Here is a 16,575-nt window from a genome sequence, read left to right as displayed (position 1 = left end):
CTGCGCCACAGAAGATAATTTACCTATCAGCTCTTTTACTTGAGCTTTGAAAGAAATTTGTCGATTCGATCGACCTGTTTTGACCGATCCAAATACTCGGCATAGGCATCTCTAGCAGATTTGATCAACTGGTCGTAGTACATGACTCGTGCATTTAACGGTTGTAATGTATTGGTTACATAACCTGCAGGTAAGTATGACTCTTCCTCTTCGGCTACGGGGCTCCCGAGAACGAAAATGATCGAAATCAATGGATTTTCATTTCCTTCCGCCTTCAAACATTTGGCGAGTGCCGTCCTGTATTTTTGTCCTTGCTCTTGTAATTCCACCAACTTCATTGGTCGACCAGCGCGTTTCAATTCCACAATGATGTGCTCTCCCGCATTCGTCTTATAGCGAATATCCAAACGCCCTTTACTTTCATCATCAGTCAAATCAGCAGCGAAATCCTTGTAATCTCGTTTTAATGTTTGCTCGATTCGTTCACTACCCGCAGCTCTTTCCCAGCCGGGATCTAGTAACCATAAATTTTCGAACAGATGTGCTTGAAGGACCTTTTCCTTGGCGTCAACATCGACCAGATCTTCAAATTTCACGATTACATCCAATCTCGCCCTGACGATATCCCTATACATTGAGCCCTCCAGCATAGATAAGTCAGCTAACAACGGTAGCAACGACTCTGCAGTTAGGGCAGGTAAATTTCCAAGATTATGGCTGGCATCCTTCAATCGAAGTCGTTCGAATGCAAGCATTCCAGAGCGATATAAATCCTTACGATCTTCCTCGGATTCAAGTTCCACGCCTAAAATCACTCCAAGTGTCCGCCTTGCGGCGTCTCTTTGACCTTCTGGTAGATTGTCGATCCACTCTCCCAAAATTGGGGTCTCTTCGACTGCTTCCTTTCCTCGCGCTTCATTTCTCAACTTCGTCCAGTCATCAGAAATTGAAACCAAGGTTTTGCGGAGAAAATCTCTCAAGGCGACATATCGCTCATCGTCTTCCATCAGCCGCTGTCTATCACTGGTGGCAATATCTTCCTCACTTTCGACGTCCAGAAAATTGGCTTCGATTTGACCGGTCAGATAATTCCCAAGGAGCATATTGAATCCCAGTTTGTCCAGGATGTTTTCCTGGATCAAGCGTCCTCTGGCAATCACGACCAACCCATTCATTAGGCCTGCATCTTCGGATGCCAATTTTTTGGGTCGGGACGCAGCGCCTAACCAACCACCTACGATCCAATCGGGACGAATAACTGATATTTGGTTTGGTAACAAGAAACGTTTCTTTAAACCAGGACAAAAACCAGCTGGGATACGCTCCGAAGGTTCAAACTCCCACAAAAATTCAATCGCCTTGAAATCCTCTCGATCTGCCGGTCCGATCGCCAAATCATTGATTCGGACATCAAAGCTATCTCCATTTTCTGATTTGATGCCAATGATCGAAAAGCGCCTGGCGATACGCTTTCTTAAAGCATTTACCGTTTGGCTCGTGCGCTTCTTTTTCAACTGAGTCAGAATTATTCGAGTGCCCTTTGATGGAGGTTCATCGTTGGTAGGAACGGGTTTATATTCCTCGTTACGTGAAACAGCGGCTTCGATTCCCTTCGTTTCCATTCGAAACGCATGATGTTCGCTACCTTTGGTAGTGATGACGGCGACGACATCGGCAATGGAAAATAGTGCAAGCTTACCGATGCCTTTCCTTCCCATGAATGCACGACCACCTGGAGATTTGGCTCCTTCTTTTTGTCGTTTGTCATAACCGACATAGAGGAAACGGTCATTGATATCGTTCAAAGCCATACCAACTCCATCGTCTTCAATCACGATTCTGTCCTTGTCAATTTTGATACTGACGTTTTTTGCATCGGCATCCCAAGCATTGGCCACTGCCTCGGACAATACTGCCGCTGCATTACTGTATAGATGCAAGCCCAGATGATCGAGAACCCGCAAGTCCAACTGCATTTTGTATGGTGAATCGCTCATTTTTTATCCTTTTTCTGAATTCCTGCCGTTTCAATCATTTATGGTTTGGCTCTGAATTTCATGCATGATTCGTCACCTTGAGTTTCCACGAATTCATCGCTGATCAATTCATTTAGTGCGTCACTCCAACAACCCGGGTCGGCACCACAACCATTCAAAATGGCTGATTTCGTGAACCAACCTTTGTGAGCTTCGAGCCAGGCGAGGATTTGATCGGATGCGTTCGAACCCCAAGAATTACCGCGCTTGGAACTTTGAGATGAAGCTGAAGGCTCAGGCGATGGAACAGGCGTATCAAACAAACTGGTTTGAATAGATTGCTGCACCGATGAAGGTTTGCTCTTTGATTTAGGAGTCGACTTGATCTTGGTATTAGATTTTCCATGTAACCCGGCAGCGACTTCTGCTTCGTAACGCTGACGGTTCAATTCCGACAGTCGCCGTAAGACTTCGACACGTGCAGGCTCCGAAATGGTGAAGCGGACGCGGTCGTTCTCCGGCAAATATGGCACTTCGTGGAAACCGTGACCGAGGTCAAGGTCATCCCAACCGTAGGCACTCATGACGGTGGTGTCTATTTCGCGTTGCAACTCACGCAGCGCTTCAATGCGAGGATCGCGATCGGTGTCGTTATGGATGCGGTTGTAGACATCCGTCAAACCAATTCCAAAATCTCTGGAAACTGCGGCTCGACTATCCAAAAATCGTCTGGCAATGGTACCCAGATCGTCAGGAAATACGAGTGGGAGCGGTAACGTCTCAAGAGCATCACTCGGAGTATATCTCAGTCGGCTTTCTAGACGAGAAGCATTCTTACGAACCCACACCTCGTGAAACTGGCTAAACAAAAGCCCCAGAAGTGCAAATGAATCGGAACAGAAAACAACCATGCTGTCAGACCACACATAGTTTGAAGGCGTGACTGCAGGAGCGATGAACTTTGTGACTCGCGACAGGCAGAACACACTTTCCATCTGGCAAGTTTCTGAAGACCAGCCCACCGGGTGACGTTCGAAATCGCGACCACGACCGATGGCATGATAAAGCTCAGATCTTGCCCGGAGAAACAACCACCACTTTTCGCGTGCTCCCTTATCCTTATTGGCAAGGCGCTCCGCTTTCACGTTCACCTCCAACCACTCGTAAGGTAGCTTGTACGTTCTCGCCTTCGCTTCCGGCCAATCCCAGAAGTTGATCACCCAGCGGCTCGGCTTCTGCTCAGGGTCTGAATTGAGATCATCGCCGTTGATGTAGGGAAAGATCACTTCGCCGTTCCTCGGATCGGCATCCAGCATCCTGCGAGCCTGATCGGGTAGGAGCACGAAGCCCATGCCAAGCACGATCGAGCCCTGATACGCAATACCCTCGTTGGCTTTTAGACGCATCGGACTCCATTCCTCTTGATCGGACAGAAAAGCCGAAATGAAGGGAGCCGGTCGCCCGAGCAGCGAACGTCCGCCGCGCCAATCTCCCTTATGAACATGCACGCGACTGGTGACGACTGCTGCCTTACCGGGCCAGGCTTCGTTCGGGTAAGCCGCATAGATTACGACGCCCGCGCCGACCATGGCCTCCAGCCCGACCTGCCGCGTGTCACCTTCCGCGATGGTGTTGACTGCTAGCAGTCCGAAACCACCACTATCGCGCAGCAGACTCCAACTCCGCAGAAAGAAATAGGCAACTAGGTCCGCCGAGCCACGCCTCCCCTCTGCGATATGATCAACCAGCCAATCGCGGAAAGCAGTGCCCGCGACGCCGGTGATGCGCTGCCCGCCTAGAAAGGGTGGATTGCCGACGATGCCGTCGAAGCCACCGCGCTCGTGCTTAAAGACCTCCGGAAATTCCAATGGCCAATGGAACGGTTGGCGTGAATTTTTATCATCGGGTAGATCGATCGATAAGCCGAAGTTCGCTCGTCGTCTCAACTGATTTTTGGCATCTGTATTTCCTTGCAAATACTGCTCTGCCTCGATGGACAAGGTCATCAACGCCGCATCGAGAGCATTTTGATTCCCGCCCGTCCTAAACACTTCACCGACGAATGCATCCGCAATCCGTTCCGGTGCTTCGAGTTTGGCTTTGGCTTCGGTATCTAGCCTGGCCATCGCTTCCACGTCATGAATGTCCCGAATCGGCATTTGGCGTAAACGTTTGCGCAGTTCGATGGCCTCGGCCACGGCCTGTTCGATGTTTCGGCCGAAGATGCGCATCTGCGTGTTCTTTTGACCCGGCGTCATACTCAGTTCGGTGAGTTGATCCAGACGATGGATGCCCAGCAGACTGTCACCACATCGCAGATTGTGATCGAGAAAGCCGAACGGCCGTCCTTTTGCAAGCGTCACCAACCAGATCGACAGTTTGGCGAGTTCCACCGCCAATGGATTCAAGTCCACACCGTACAAGCAGCGCTCGGCGATCAGGCGGCGGGCGATGACGATGCGTTCTTCGTCGTCTCTCGGCAAGGATTCCTCGTCGGTAACCGCGTCGCGAACCTCGCCGTCGACCGTGACGTATTTGCCTGCCGATTCCGCTTGGCTCCAGGCCTCTACCAAGCGTTCCGCCAACCAGCGGCAGACTTGCACCAAGAACGCACCTGAACCCATGGCCGGGTCGCAAATCTTGAGATCCAGCAGTTCGGCGGCCGATTTGAGTTGCCATACTTCGCGTGGTTTGCCTTCCGCCGGGCCGACATAGGCCACAGGCGTAAGAGTCTCGGTGACGATGGCTTCGGTCAGGGATTTGGGGGTGTAATGGGTTCCGGTCTCACGCCGGTCGGAACCGGTGGTGACCATGAATGAGCCGGTGGGATAGACCAACGGGTAACCCCAGGGATCGACACGCAGCAGATTTGCGTAGGGTTTGACGCGATCGCGCAACGCCACGTCTGCGTGACATGCGGTCAAAAGTTTGTCGGCCAACACGTCGTCGACGGCCTTTGCCAGGTCGTTACGGATACGGCTGGCCGAACTGCCGGAACGTTCGCGGAGTAAGTCGGCCAGTTTTTCATCGTCGGCTTTTCGCGCAATATCCAGTTCGGTCAGGGTCACCCAAGGTACTTTGGCAGTGCTGGTAGCACGCAATTCCAGAGTGACGTCCTTGGCGCGTTTGACGGTGCGTTCCAGCAAGCCTTCGTAGACGTAACCGATCTGTTCCACGTCCAGTGCCCGATAGGACAAGGTGCGACCTTGGAATTGCTGGATCGCGTCCAACAGCAACAAGACGGTGCGATTGTCGATGGGCAATGGTTTGGCGGGATCGGTGCGCCATTGGCTGTGTTTGTCCCGTCCTTCCAGGAACGGAAAACGGTCGGGATCGAACAACGAGCCACCCAAGGCCGGCATGCGCAGATTCTCGTGTTCGATGCCGCCGTAGACAGCGCGGAACAATGCCAGCAATCGCGACCAGGCATCCCAGCGTCTTTCCAGGATTTCCGCGCTGTCTGAACGCAACTGCATCCGCAACGTGGACAAGGCGTAGTGGGCTTCGTAGCGTTCGTCACCCAACAGCAACAAACCGCGTTCTTCGGCCGATAGCAGGAACACCAAGCGCATCATCACCGTCAGTGCGGCTTCGTAGATTTCGGCGGTCGAAACGTTGGCCAACAGGGTTCGATCTCGGTCCAGGTCGGCTTTGTCCAAGGCCTGGATCAAGACTTCCACGGCTCGACGGACCTGTTCGCCGAGGGCTTCGGTGACTTCGTCTTGGTGTTTCAGCGAGCGATCGAACAACGCCGGCAGTCGTTCCGACTCGTCGACGAAGAAACGGCGGATACCGAGCAGATGCACGAAGGCTTGCAGCGTGACCGGTTCTTGCCCCCACAAACGGGCATACCAACTGGCAAAGGTGGTGACGGCGCCGACCGGTGCATCGACCAGCATCCAGCGTTCACCATTGGTGAGCAATCCCAAGCGGCATCCGGTTTTGCGGCAGAGGTTCACCATCCTTTCCGCCGGGCTGGTGGCCCAACCATCACGCTTACTGGTGGCTTCCAGATCGGTGTGGACCGGGAAGGTTTGGACCAACATCAGAGCATTGCCGCTCTGTTCGTCGATCACGGCGGCATCGGGCACCAGTTTCATTCCGTATTCGGGTAAATCGACGATGAGTTCATCGGGAATGGCCGAGCTACGCTTCAAGACATCGCCGCGTCCGTCTTCGTCCAATTCCAAACCACGGGCCAACACTTCGTCTATCCAGGCCTGATGTAATTCCGGAAAATGCGGGTCGTCGTTTTCCAGGCCGTCACGCCATTCCTCATAGGCTTGGCGTAGGCGTTTGCGTTTGTTGGCATCCAGTTGTTCGAGGCCCTGCGGGAATACCTCTTTCAGTACCGGCACCGCCAGGAAGGGACCGGAGATTTCGATCAGTGACAACCATTCGGTATTGGTATCGTTGAAGCTCATGCTCGTCCTTCAACGCTCATGGCGGCTGGGACCAGGAAGACGACCGCGACCGGGAAGGTTCGGTCGGTGAAATCGGCATAGCGGGCCTCGATGGCTTGGATTTCACGCTGGCGTTCCTGGGGAATGCCATCCAGACGCGCGCGTAACGCGCCGAGATCGCGTTTGAGCTGGGTTTTCTCGTCATCGCTGAATAGGTCGAATTGTTGAGGCTGTTCGTCTTTGTGCAATTCGGCTTGAATGGCCTTTTCGAGTTCGGATAGGACGTTGGTGATGTCGTCGATCTCTCGGTCTTTTCTGGTATTCAGGGTGTTGATCAAGTGCTTGAGCCTATCCTTGGAACGGGCATCGATGGTTTGCAACAGTGCATTTTCGCTACGCTCGAAACGCGAGCGTAGCAATTCCAAAACCGCTTCATTCACCATGGATTGCTGAGTCTGCTCCAACCAGGCTTCGATCCGCTTCACCCCCTCTTCACGTTTATAGCCCTGCTCACGCAGATAACCGCCCGCATAGGTCAATTCCTCGTGTAAGCGGTGATGATTGCCGCCGGTGATCACCAGCCGGGAAATCACTACGACAGCGATTTCAGTGAATTCGGGTTCGCTCACGCTACGGACCGTGACACGGTGGAGTTTTTTGACGTCGTCTTGAGCCCAGATTTCCGCCCGCAACAGGCGCAGACACATCTGAACCAGGCGGTGATTGAGGTGGATCAGTACCACGTCGTCCCGGCCATTGGCGACCTCGTGATCGAAGGTGATGGGTCGGGTGACCTGGGTATGCGGATGCCGCAGACCTTCGAGGCATCGCGCCCAGGTACCCGCCAGTGCGGGCATTTTGAAGACCGTGCCTAGCGGCGCGGAATCCAAGTCGATGGGTTCTAGCGGCGGCTTGCCGGCGAGCTTCAGTCCGGTTTTGACCGCCATTTCGATGTGCCGAGGTGTGAGATGGAAGTCGTGACGCGTTTCCAGGAGCCTTTCGTGTAACTTGGCGATGCGTTCCTCGAGTTGTCGTTCGGCCTTCACGAACTTGCGGGCGCTGGCTATCTTCGCTTCCGCCATCCGTGTGTCGAGTTCCTCGGCGGAACCCTCGATCAAGCCGGCCATTTGCGGCGCGATGACTGGATTGACGCTGCCCATGTCGGCGCGCATCGATTCGAGTTTGCGTAGTGCCCGAATGATGTCCTCGGCGTGACCACCGACCTTGTCCTCGCCATTGCCGCCATCGACGGGGTGCCAGATCGACACTTCCTTGTGTCGTTGCCCGTGACGATCGATACGGCCGTTGCGTTGCTCCATGACGTTGGGGTTGTAAGGAATCTCCAGGTGGATCAGGCAATGACAGTGATTCTGGAGGTCGATACCTTCGGATGCGGCGTCGGTGGCAAGTAATATCCGTACGGCGGAATCGCGCGGCGAGGTTTGGAAGGCGGCCTTGATGCGTTCCCGTTCGTCGTGGTCCATGCCGCCGTGAAGGATTTCGAGTCGCTCGCCGCCGAAACCGTGACTGGCCAGGATTTCATGCAACCATTGGTGGGTGGTGCGGTATTCGGTGAACAGGATGACGCGGTTGTCGTTCCAATCACCGTTCGTTTTCAGATGTTCTTGGCACCAGGCCAGAACGGCCTTGGCTTTGGAATCGGCTTGATTCTTGGCACGCTGCGCCCAAGTCCTGAGTTCATCCAATGACCGACGTTGTTCCGGGGTGAGTTCGGGGGCGCGCCGAGAAGCCTCTTCGACGGCTTCGGCTTGGGCAGTTTCATACTCTTCGTCGTTGGCATAGTCTTCTTCGACTTTGAGTATGGCTTTGTACAAAATGCGTTCGGCCATCGTGTCTCGCCTTTGCCGATTACCCGCACCGGAAAGGCTGGCGATGTGTTTTTCCAGGGTCGACGCAAAAGCAGCGGGCGACGAGAACAGACGTTTCTTCAACAAGCGGTTGGTAAAGGCCGTCCCAAAGGCATCGCCTTCTCCAGCGGCATATTGTTCGCGGCTGGCGCAATAGTCGTCGAGTTTCTTGTGAATGGCCCTTTCTTCGTCCGTATAGCCCACCAATAAGGGCTGCAAGACCCGTTTGGGATAGAGGGGATTGCCATCGGCATCGACCAAATCGCTCTTCAGCCGCCGAATCATGACTTGCGAAAGCCGTTTTTCATCCGGCAGGATGTTGCGCGCAAAGCGCTGATCATCGAGCAATTCGAGCAAGGAGGTGAACGATTCCGTATAGCCGTTGTGAGGCGTCGCCGTCAGGAACAATCGATGTTGAAAATGCGGACCGATGGCGCGGATGAACCGAGTACGTTGGCTTTCCAGGGCATAATGCGCCCCGGCCGAGGGTGCGACGTTATGAGCTTCGTCGACCACCAAGATGTCGAATTTACGCGGGAACTCGATGTGCGGGGGCAGGACGTCTCGCATCAGGCGTAGACCCTCGCCCGATTTCGCCCAGTCCATGGAGGTGATCAGTCGGGGATGTGAAGTCCACGGATTGGCGTGGATGCCGCGCTCGCGGCGCAATTGTTTGATGTAGGCGGTATCGACGATTTGGAGTTCGAGACCGAATTTTTCCAGCATCTCGACTCGCCACTTTTCCTGTAACGAGGCCGGACAGACGATCAATACCGAGCGCGCCCGATGTCGGAGCAACATCTCCTGAATGACCAAGCCCGCCTCGATGGTCTTACCCAAACCCACGTCGTCGGCGATCAATAGATTGACGCGGGCCATGTCGATGGCCCTGACCAAGGGATCGAGTTGGAAGTCTTCGATGCTGACGCCGCTACGGAAAGGGGCTTGAAGGAAGCCGCGATCGGCATTGGTGGCAGCGCCCCAACGTACCGCGTCGAGAAAGGCTTCCAAGGTGTCGGGATCGTCCTGGCCGGAAATCGAAGGCAGCCCGGCGCGTTCTATAGTGTGAGCACCGGGTTCGATTTCCCAGATGACTTCCAGCTCTTCGCCGAGGCCGTCTTCGTCGATCGACGACAGGGTCACCAGATTTTGTCGAGCGTGGTGGCTGGCCAACTGGGACGATACTACGTCCGCTACGACCCATTGGCGGCGCCTGACTTCCACCAGCTGGCCTGGTTCGGGTGGCGTGGCATAGATTTTAGAATTTTCATCGACAGCTTCGTTTATTAGTTCCATCTGTGTCGTCTTCACTATTGTAATTTTGGACGAGACTGGTTTTAGCCTCGTTCCTTTTGGTATCTATGATCGTTTTGATGGCATTGGCTGCCATTTCCGGGCATTCGTGTTCCCATATACGAATCACGGTCCAGCCAATCTCTTTCAACTTGACATCGGTATCGGCATCTCGAGCCCGGTTGGCTTCGATCTTCTGCAGCCAAAACTCCGAATTGCTCTTGGGCCAGCTCGCGTGTTCCGGACAACCATGCCAGAAACAACCATCGACGAACACCGCAATTTTGAGCTTGGCAAAAGCCAAATCAGCGACCCGACGCGGCCTTTTCAACACTTGGTAATTGACTCGATATCTCAATCCCAACCGATGCAAAGCTTTTCGCAAAGCCATTTCGGCTTTTGTGCCCGTCTGGCGGACCTTCGTCATCCGAATGCTGGCTTCTGGTGACGAAGATTGGATTCGTCCCATGGATGCCATCCAAATCAGTCAGTTGGGTAGTGCGGTCGACAAATGATGGGTGATGCTCTTTGCTATCGCACGACCAAGTTCGACGGGGACGGCATTACCGATCATACGTCCCAGAGCCTTGAAGCTGACTTTGGCACCTTCGGGCAAGAAGGAATAGTTCTCGGGGAAACTCTGTAGGATTGCAGCTTCTCGTAAGGAAATCGCACGATCTTGTTCTGGATGACCGAAACGCCCGTTACCGAAACCATAACATTGAGTGGTCATCGTCGGAGCGGGTTTGTTCCATTCCATGCGACCATAGACACTGGGATAGGTCTTGCCTGTCTTGGATTTGTGACAGTCTGCTCTCAGGTGTTCAGGCCAGTCGCGCCATGTGCCGCCCGGTTTGGAGATTCGAATGCGTCGTAGGTTTTTTTCCGTGAGTGTGGAAGCAATGTGCAGTTTATCGTCTCGATGAGCTTGACCCGCCTCAATGGGGGGCAAGCCGCCAATTACCTGCTCGACGGTTTTGGGTTTTGGATGTGTCGGTTCGATCATTCGGATTTCGCCGAATTTGGATGCCAAAAGAACCATACGTCGACGAGACTGCGGGACGCCATATAGCGAACTATCTATGACGTCATACCAGACGTGATACCCCAGATCCTTCAATTCCGCCACGAAATCATGGAAAACCTGATGTCTGACGACTGTCGGAACGTTTTCCATGGTGATGACATCAGGGTGAGACTCTCGGACCAAGCGTCCGAATTGATAGAGCAACCCCCACTTGCCGTCGATACCGTCTGACTCGTAACGCTGAGCATAGGTGGAAAACGGTTGGCAAGGCGCGCAACCCGCGAGGATTTTCAGTTCTGAATTCCCAAACAGTTGATTGATCTCATTGGCCGTGACTTGGCTGATGTCGCGCTCCAAAAACTTGGCCGTGTTGTTAGTCTCGTAGGGAAAACGGCAAGCGGGGTCTAGGTCGATCCCTGCTACGACGGGAATTCCCTCCAAGGTGAAACCGTGCGTGAGTCCGCCTGCTCCACAGAAGAGATCGACACAAGCCAAATTTACAGGATAGTCATCGGGCATCATTCTATTACGTAAATTCCAAAATCAGTCTGATTGTAATTTCAATAGCTAAAATTTTAGAAATATACATCAATATCTGGAATGAGACAGAACTGAAAATTTAAACGCATGTTTTACCGTAATCTATTTACATACGAATTCGTCTTGCCAGTCTCTGTAACTCCCCACTGCCATTGATAGCTGATATCGATTCAATTCTTCTTGTAAATGACCCGGCAAACCATAAAGATATGAGTGGCGTCGATACCGTTCGTGTGAAAGAAATGACACTCAAGGATTTTTTTGAAATCCGACAAGCTGGTCATCGCTAAGCTACTGGAACTGGGTAAACCCCAGGCCTTGGATCTGAAAGCCAAGGAAATTGAAAAGCTGACCCTATCAACAATGAGTCAAGACAGCATCAAAAAATTGATCGGTGAATGAGGCCTCAGGTTACCTTGGGTTTATTCCATGTACTTCCAGGTTTCTTCTGATCATTTGGGTCACGGCCAGCATGCGATAGGCCTCCTCATCATCGACCGCGTTACTTCGAAAATCGGCAAACCCAGCTCGCTTTAGAAATTGCGCCAAATCCCAAGCCTCCTGTTCGGATAGCGGCACCCTCAAGCATATTTCATTGGTATTAGCAGTCATCGATCGCCGACCTTTTCCGAACTTGGAGATAATTCATTGTCATCAACCATTGAATCCTCGTCTTCGTAGATTCGTCCCGGCTCAGCCAACAGTCCTGACTCTTGTCGAGCCAATCTAAGCTCTTCACCATGGCCTTGTTCATATGCCGCCTGATGCGCATGTCTTTCCATTGTCACAATTTTATTGGCTAGTCGCTGCAACCGCTGCTGCCACTGGTAACGGGCATCAATGCAGTGTTTGTTGGAGATGACCTGGCATAGCCACAAGGTGTCCATCACAATCATCAATTGATCCAGCAATCGAATCAACTCGACGAATTGCGCAATCTGCGGCGAAGCGATTTTAGCCACAAACTCCCTGGGGTGCGTGTACTTCGGCGTTTCGGTGATGCCATTGTCGGCTTTGAGTTTTTCTAACCGTAGTTTTTCCTGCTGCAGTTGCTCCGCGCATTCGGCAATCATCTGACCGACGATGCTTTCGATTTCATCGACGGTTTCTTCCCGACCGATGATGCGCAGGATCACGTCGATCGCATACAACGAAACCATCAACCGGTTATAACTGTTGCGGATGACGCGAATGGCTTGTTCGCTGTTGATGTTAAATGTGCGCTCGAATATCGGCCGACTGATATGAGGTCGCTTGCTTTTTTCCCGTACCTGTATTTCTGCCATGTCAGTACCTATTTGCATGATTTCATCAGGGGCAGATGATACGGCGTCTTTATTTCTGTCCTGGTCGCGAAATCGCGCTAATTATTGCGATTTCACGAACGAACTTTCGAAAAAATCTGCTCCAATAGCAACACCTTTCATGTTGTGATTTTTCACATCTGAATCCGGCTTTGGTCGGCGTTCCGTTTTTAAGCGGCGACGGTGGTTATCCATCGGCGTGTCAGGTGCGTCAAGCCTGATGTGATGGTTGTGTTTTAGATTTTCATCCTGTCTGGGAGTGCGTATTCCTAGCCGGTAATGTGCCTGCCGGATGTGACTCATCGCCGCGCAGGTGGGTTTTATTTTCAATGGTCGGGCGCGGCCGATAGGAGGACATCATCATGGCCAATCGTGGTGTAAACAAAGTCATCTTGCTGGGCCGTCTCGGCGCCGATCCGGATATTCGCTATTTACCGAATAACGGCGGCAAAGTCGTGGCAGTGCGTTTGGCAACCAGTGAGGTTTGGAAAGATGCAAAAAACGCCAAACAGGAACGAACTGAATGGCATCGGGTCGTGTTTTTTAAAAAACTGGCCGATACCGCCGGCGATCTTTTGAAGAAAGGCAGCAAGATCTATGTGGAAGGCACTCTTCGCACCCAGCAATGGGATAAGAACGGCGAAAAGCGTTATCGCACGGAAGTGGTTGTGCATGAGTTGCAACTACTCGATCGCCCAACAGCGCCTGCATCGGTAAACGGTTCGTCATCGAACCCGGCATCAGAAGACGCCGATTGGGATGATGAGTATGCCGATATGCCGCTCAACTAAACCCAGGCGACACATGAACTGCCGCAAGCGCGGGTAAATTTTAAATCACTGCCGACCAGTCTTCGCTGTTTCGGTATTTCAACCCAAAGGGGACGACTATCCCCGTTGGGGCCATGGCGTTCCCATTTTTTTAAGGAGACCCACCATGAGCAATCAAAATCGAAACTATCCGCCTAAGTCGCGCGACTTACCCATGCCAATGGCAGCCCAGCAGGGCTATGGCATTTCCGAGCAGTCGTGGAAGGTATTGACAGAAGTGACTTTCCCCACGGCGAAAACCCCGGAAGCCATCCTGATGGCGCTGGACTATTGCAAGGCCCGCAAGCTCGACATCTTCAAAAAGCCGGTGCATATCGTACCGATGTGGAGTGCCGCTTTAGGCCGTAATGTCGAAACCGTCTGGCCGTCCATCATGGAAATCCAGACCACCGCGTCCCGAACCGGTGTTTGGGCCGGCATGGACAGACCCGTCTGGGGGCCTGATATCACCAAGACCTTTACCGGTCGCTACAAGGACGACAACGAGCAATGGCAGGAATCCAGTGTCACCGTGACCTTTCCCGAATGGGTGGCGGTTACTGTGTACCGGATCGTCGCCGGCAAACGTTGCGCCTTTACCGAGGAAGTCTACTGGCTGGAGGCTTATAGCACGGCCGGTGGTAAACACTCGCAAGTGCCAACCGCCATGTGGATCAAACGCCCTAAGGGGCAATTATCCAAATGCGGTAAAGCGGCGTCGCTCAGGGCAGCCTTTCCGGAGGAATGCGGTTATGCCGCCGAGGAAATGGATGGCAAAACCCTTGACGATATTGCCGATGGTAGTGTGATCGATGGTAGTGCCACAGTTTTGAATGCAGCAGAGGTTGACAGTGACGATCACGTTTTTGGGGGCGATGCTGGCATTGACGCAAACCGTGTCATCGATCTGTCGCAAATCCATCCCAAAGTGCAAAAAGCGGTCGCTGAACTGGTTAGACGTACTGCGGCGGCTGGTGCCTGGAAAGCAGCCTACGACTATGCCAATCAGAAGTTCAAAGGCATCGATCTGACCTTTGCCTTGGCCGAGTTAGACAAAGTATCGGAGGTTGAACCCAGGACCACACCGGCATTGGGACAATCTGAAGCGACGGCCATGCCGCCATTGACAGCGAAGGACATGGCTATGACGCAGGCGCGTCAGGCTTTGAGTACCAACCGTTAGTCATTTCACTGTATAGGGCTGTCCTGTTGCTTAATCACGCAATCGGCTAGGCCATTTTCATATTGATGTGTGCTGGATTTCAGCATCCATCACATTCAACTACCACCCCTTCAGGGCGTCATGACTCGCCCGTGTGGGGATTCATGATGCTCTGAGTTTTAGTTAAGGAGAGATCATGAATGCAATCGATCAATCGTTAAATCGGCTGCCCTGTCATACCGACTGGCGGCGTTACGACTCACCCACGGTGATTCGCCGACATGGGCGCGGCTTTTTAGAACGCAGTTTTAAACCGGGTGTAGCCGTGGCAGAGGTCGACAAACCCTCTAAAGCGGAATTACACCATTTGGTGGAAAGTTTTGGCGGCTTGGTATTGCCAACTGCGGATGCCGTGTTGTTGCTATTTGCCGATTTCCATTGGGCCAAGCGCTGTGAACAGCATTTAACCCAACGCGGCGTGCCTTCGTTGCGGTTAGGCTGCCACATTCAGTTACCGGATGCCTGGCAATGAACGTCGTCGACGTTTCGCAACGGTCCACTGCATGGCGGCATTGGCGTTCACAAGGCGTCAGTGCCAGTGAAGCGGCTATTGTCATGAACCGCTCGCCCTACAAAAGCTATTGGCGGCTCTGGGCCGAGAAAATTGGCTTGGTACTGGAAGCCAGTCTGGACAACAACCCGTTGATCCGCGCTGGTATCCAGCAGGAGCCTGAAGCTTTGCAACGCTTCGAGGATAAACACGATCTGATGTTGTTGCCGCTGTGCGGCGAGTCGGAACAGTATCCGTTGATGCGGGCTTCTTTCGACGGCTTATCCGACGCGAATGAGCCCGTGGAAATCAAATGTCCGCACGAAACCACGTTTTTGGATGTGCTGTTAAACCGGGAAGCCTCGGCTGCCTATCAGTTGTATTGGTGCCAGGTGCAACAGCAACTGCTGGTATCCGAAGCGCAACGCGGCTTTTTGTTTTTCTATCACCAAGGCCAGGACATCGAGTTTGAAATTCAGCGCGATGAGAACTTTCTCACCGCCCTGGTCGAGTCCGCGATGGACTTCTGGTCGGCGGTCAAGTCCAAAAAGGAGCCGAGTAAGGACCCTGAACGCGATTTGTACTTACCCAAAGGTCATGCGGAACAGCAATGGCAACATCTGGCGGCGAGTTATCGCAATCGTGCCGTGAAAATCGCGGATTTGAAAGCGGAGCTAGCCACCTTGGAGGCTAATCAGGCGGCCATTGAAAACACGTTGGTGTTGCTAATGGGTGATTACGTGGCCGCAGAGCATTCCGGGTTGCGTATCACTCGGTTTCAAAGCCAGGGTGCTATTGATTACAAGGCGGCACTCCAAGCCTTGCAACCGGATGTTCAGGCTGCGGTGCTGGAGGTCTATCGCAAACCATCTGCCACGCGAATTCGCGTGACCTGCCGGGACGACGACGGTAAACATGCCGAAGTGCCATTCGATGCCCAAGCCTTGAAAGACCTGGTGGGTGTGGACTTTTGGTTTTGAGGGTTCGTTTCGAGACATCCTGTAACCCTGGTGGTTACGGGATGTTGAATGATGACGGTCGGCTACGAGAGTTGACGCCGGATACCTCATGGAATCCTTCAGTTTAGGCCTGTCGGTTTTAGGCTGGGCTTTAAGAAAAGTCCAACCCAAAACCCGCATCGTTCAGGCATTCCCTTCGTGGAATCCCGAATCCGGATTCGACCGGCGTTCCGTTGTTAAGCGGCATGAGCGTTTGCTCGTGTGCCAGGTGCGTCAAGCCTGGTGTGTTTAGTTTGTCCCGTTGGGGTTCATCACCCTCACGGGACTCGATGACCCCTTTTAATCATTGAAGGAGGTCATTATGAATCACGACTTTTGGAAAACCTTGCACGGCTGGTTGAACGTTGCGCATAGCAACGACATCCAGGCCAAAAAGCGGTTGTTGCTGGATCTGCACGGTCAACTCTCGGACCCCGGTTTGAGAAGCGACATTCAGCGCATCCTGCGTTTGATGGATCGGGAGCTGTTGGCCCGCGCCGAATGGGCGATGTACTGCGTCATGCAGTTGCGCTAGCCATTTTCTATTTACCCTGGTTTGCCAGGGTTTTAATCACCCGTTGGGGCTCATTACCCCTCGGGGCGGTGCGCCCCTTGTTTTCTGAGGCTAGTCCTCGAGGAGCTCAC

Annotated in this window: 14 protein-coding genes; 6 read left to right on the top strand and 8 right to left on the bottom strand. The window is 53.0% G+C overall.

What is annotated here, in order from left to right; genetic code table 11:
* Positions 1 to 35: 35 nt before the first annotated feature.
* Genes NP603_RS07820 through NP603_RS07800 form a run of 5 tightly spaced genes read right to left on the bottom strand, consistent with a single transcriptional unit; the run spans position 36 to position 11,089 of the window.
* A complete protein-coding gene (locus NP603_RS07820) occupies positions 36 to 1,997 on the bottom strand; it encodes a BbrUII/HgiDII family restriction enzyme (protein ID WP_033155958.1) in 1,962 nt (653 codons plus the stop codon).
* A gap of 38 nt (positions 1,998 to 2,035) precedes the next feature.
* Positions 2,036 to 6,400, bottom strand: coding sequence for an Eco57I restriction-modification methylase domain-containing protein (locus NP603_RS07815; protein WP_033155959.1), 4,365 nt, complete (start codon positions 6,398 to 6,400; stop codon positions 2,036 to 2,038).
* Positions 6,397 to 9,543 (bottom strand): DISARM system SNF2-like helicase DrmD, encoded by a 3,147-nt coding sequence (gene drmD / locus NP603_RS07810; protein WP_033155960.1) that lies wholly within the window; start codon positions 9,541 to 9,543, stop codon positions 6,397 to 6,399. The genes NP603_RS07815 and drmD overlap by 4 nt, the downstream gene beginning before the upstream one ends.
* Complete coding sequence (locus NP603_RS07805; RefSeq protein ID WP_051669799.1) at positions 9,515 to 10,009, bottom strand: very short patch repair endonuclease; 495 nt, start codon at positions 10,007 to 10,009, stop codon at positions 9,515 to 9,517. The genes drmD and NP603_RS07805 overlap by 29 nt, the downstream gene beginning before the upstream one ends.
* Positions 10,010 to 10,027: 18 nt before the next feature.
* The gene (locus NP603_RS07800) at positions 10,028 to 11,089 is read right to left on the bottom strand and encodes a DNA cytosine methyltransferase (RefSeq protein WP_225892998.1); all 1,062 of its coding nucleotides are present in this window, start codon (positions 11,087 to 11,089) and stop codon (positions 10,028 to 10,030) included.
* A gap of 279 nt (positions 11,090 to 11,368) precedes the next feature.
* On the opposite strand from NP603_RS07800, the gene NP603_RS07795 reads away from it, so the two are divergent.
* Positions 11,369 to 11,509, top strand: a complete 141-nt coding sequence (locus NP603_RS07795; protein ID WP_165385913.1) for a hypothetical protein — start codon at positions 11,369 to 11,371, stop codon at positions 11,507 to 11,509.
* A gap of 9 nt (positions 11,510 to 11,518) precedes the next feature.
* Here the strand turns inward: NP603_RS07795 and NP603_RS22150 are convergent, their stop codons facing one another.
* The 3 genes from NP603_RS22150 to NP603_RS07785 all read right to left on the bottom strand — a co-directional run bounded on the left by NP603_RS22150 (position 11,519) and on the right by NP603_RS07785 (position 12,741).
* Positions 11,519 to 11,719 carry a DUF7706 family protein gene (locus tag NP603_RS22150; protein WP_033155962.1) on the bottom strand — a complete coding sequence of 67 codons (201 nt, stop codon included), beginning with the start codon at positions 11,717 to 11,719 and terminating at the stop codon, positions 11,519 to 11,521.
* Complete coding sequence (locus tag NP603_RS07790) at positions 11,716 to 12,393, bottom strand: hypothetical protein (protein WP_033155963.1); 678 nt, start codon at positions 12,391 to 12,393, stop codon at positions 11,716 to 11,718. Before NP603_RS07790 ends, NP603_RS22150 begins: the two co-directional genes overlap by 4 nt.
* 81 nt (positions 12,394 to 12,474) lie before the next feature.
* Positions 12,475 to 12,741: a hypothetical protein gene (locus tag NP603_RS07785; protein ID WP_165385914.1), complete on the bottom strand. Its 267-nt coding sequence runs from the start codon at positions 12,739 to 12,741 to the stop codon at positions 12,475 to 12,477.
* A gap of 32 nt (positions 12,742 to 12,773) precedes the next feature.
* Between NP603_RS07785 and ssb the strand changes: the two genes are divergently transcribed.
* The 5 genes from ssb (at position 12,774) to NP603_RS07760 (ending at position 16,465) form a co-directional block, all read left to right on the top strand.
* A complete protein-coding gene (gene ssb / locus NP603_RS07780) occupies positions 12,774 to 13,202 on the top strand; it encodes a single-stranded DNA-binding protein (protein ID WP_033155964.1) in 429 nt (142 codons plus the stop codon).
* Between the two features lie 145 nt (positions 13,203 to 13,347).
* Entirely contained in the window at positions 13,348 to 14,403 is a 1,056-nt protein-coding gene (bet, locus tag NP603_RS07775) for a phage recombination protein Bet (protein ID WP_033155965.1), read from the top strand.
* A 175-nt stretch (positions 14,404 to 14,578) separates the two neighbouring features.
* Positions 14,579 to 14,914, top strand: coding sequence for a hypothetical protein (locus NP603_RS07770; protein WP_026600260.1), 336 nt, complete (start codon positions 14,579 to 14,581; stop codon positions 14,912 to 14,914).
* Positions 14,911 to 15,912: a YqaJ viral recombinase family nuclease gene (locus NP603_RS07765; RefSeq protein WP_033155966.1), complete on the top strand. Its 1,002-nt coding sequence runs from the start codon at positions 14,911 to 14,913 to the stop codon at positions 15,910 to 15,912. The genes NP603_RS07770 and NP603_RS07765 overlap by 4 nt, the downstream gene beginning before the upstream one ends.
* Positions 15,913 to 16,252: 340 nt before the next feature.
* Positions 16,253 to 16,465 carry a hypothetical protein gene (locus NP603_RS07760; protein ID WP_033155967.1) on the top strand — a complete coding sequence of 71 codons (213 nt, stop codon included), beginning with the start codon at positions 16,253 to 16,255 and terminating at the stop codon, positions 16,463 to 16,465.
* The last annotated feature ends 110 nt before the right edge of the window (positions 16,466 to 16,575 follow it).

The organism is Methylomonas aurea (assembly GCF_024505045.1).
Lineage (GTDB): Bacteria > Pseudomonadota > Gammaproteobacteria > Methylococcales > Methylomonadaceae > Methylomonas > Methylomonas aurea.
This window is presented reverse-complemented; position numbering and strand designations above follow the sequence as displayed.

Excerpts from the sequence above, each read along its gene's own strand:
- NP603_RS22150 (WP_033155962.1), bottom strand. The coding sequence starts at position 11,719 with ATGACTGCTAATACCAATGAAATATGCTTGAGGGTGCCGCTATCCGAA.
- NP603_RS07765 (WP_033155966.1), top strand. The coding sequence starts at position 14,911 with ATGAACGTCGTCGACGTTTCGCAACGGTCCACTGCATGGCGGCATTGG.
- NP603_RS07815 (WP_033155959.1), bottom strand. The coding sequence starts at position 6,400 with ATGAGCTTCAACGATACCAATACCGAATGGTTGTCACTGATCGAAATC.
- NP603_RS07790 (WP_033155963.1), bottom strand. The coding sequence starts at position 12,393 with ATGGCAGAAATACAGGTACGGGAAAAAAGCAAGCGACCTCATATCAGT.
- NP603_RS07770 (WP_026600260.1), top strand. The coding sequence starts at position 14,579 with ATGAATGCAATCGATCAATCGTTAAATCGGCTGCCCTGTCATACCGAC.
- bet (WP_033155965.1), top strand. The coding sequence starts at position 13,348 with ATGAGCAATCAAAATCGAAACTATCCGCCTAAGTCGCGCGACTTACCC.
- NP603_RS07805 (WP_051669799.1), bottom strand. The coding sequence starts at position 10,009 with ATGGGACGAATCCAATCTTCGTCACCAGAAGCCAGCATTCGGATGACG.
- NP603_RS07760 (WP_033155967.1), top strand. The coding sequence starts at position 16,253 with ATGAATCACGACTTTTGGAAAACCTTGCACGGCTGGTTGAACGTTGCG.
- NP603_RS07800 (WP_225892998.1), bottom strand. The coding sequence starts at position 11,089 with ATGATGCCCGATGACTATCCTGTAAATTTGGCTTGTGTCGATCTCTTC.
- drmD (WP_033155960.1), bottom strand. The coding sequence starts at position 9,543 with ATGGAACTAATAAACGAAGCTGTCGATGAAAATTCTAAAATCTATGCC.
- ssb (WP_033155964.1), top strand. The coding sequence starts at position 12,774 with ATGGCCAATCGTGGTGTAAACAAAGTCATCTTGCTGGGCCGTCTCGGC.
- NP603_RS07820 (WP_033155958.1), bottom strand. The coding sequence starts at position 1,997 with ATGAGCGATTCACCATACAAAATGCAGTTGGACTTGCGGGTTCTCGAT.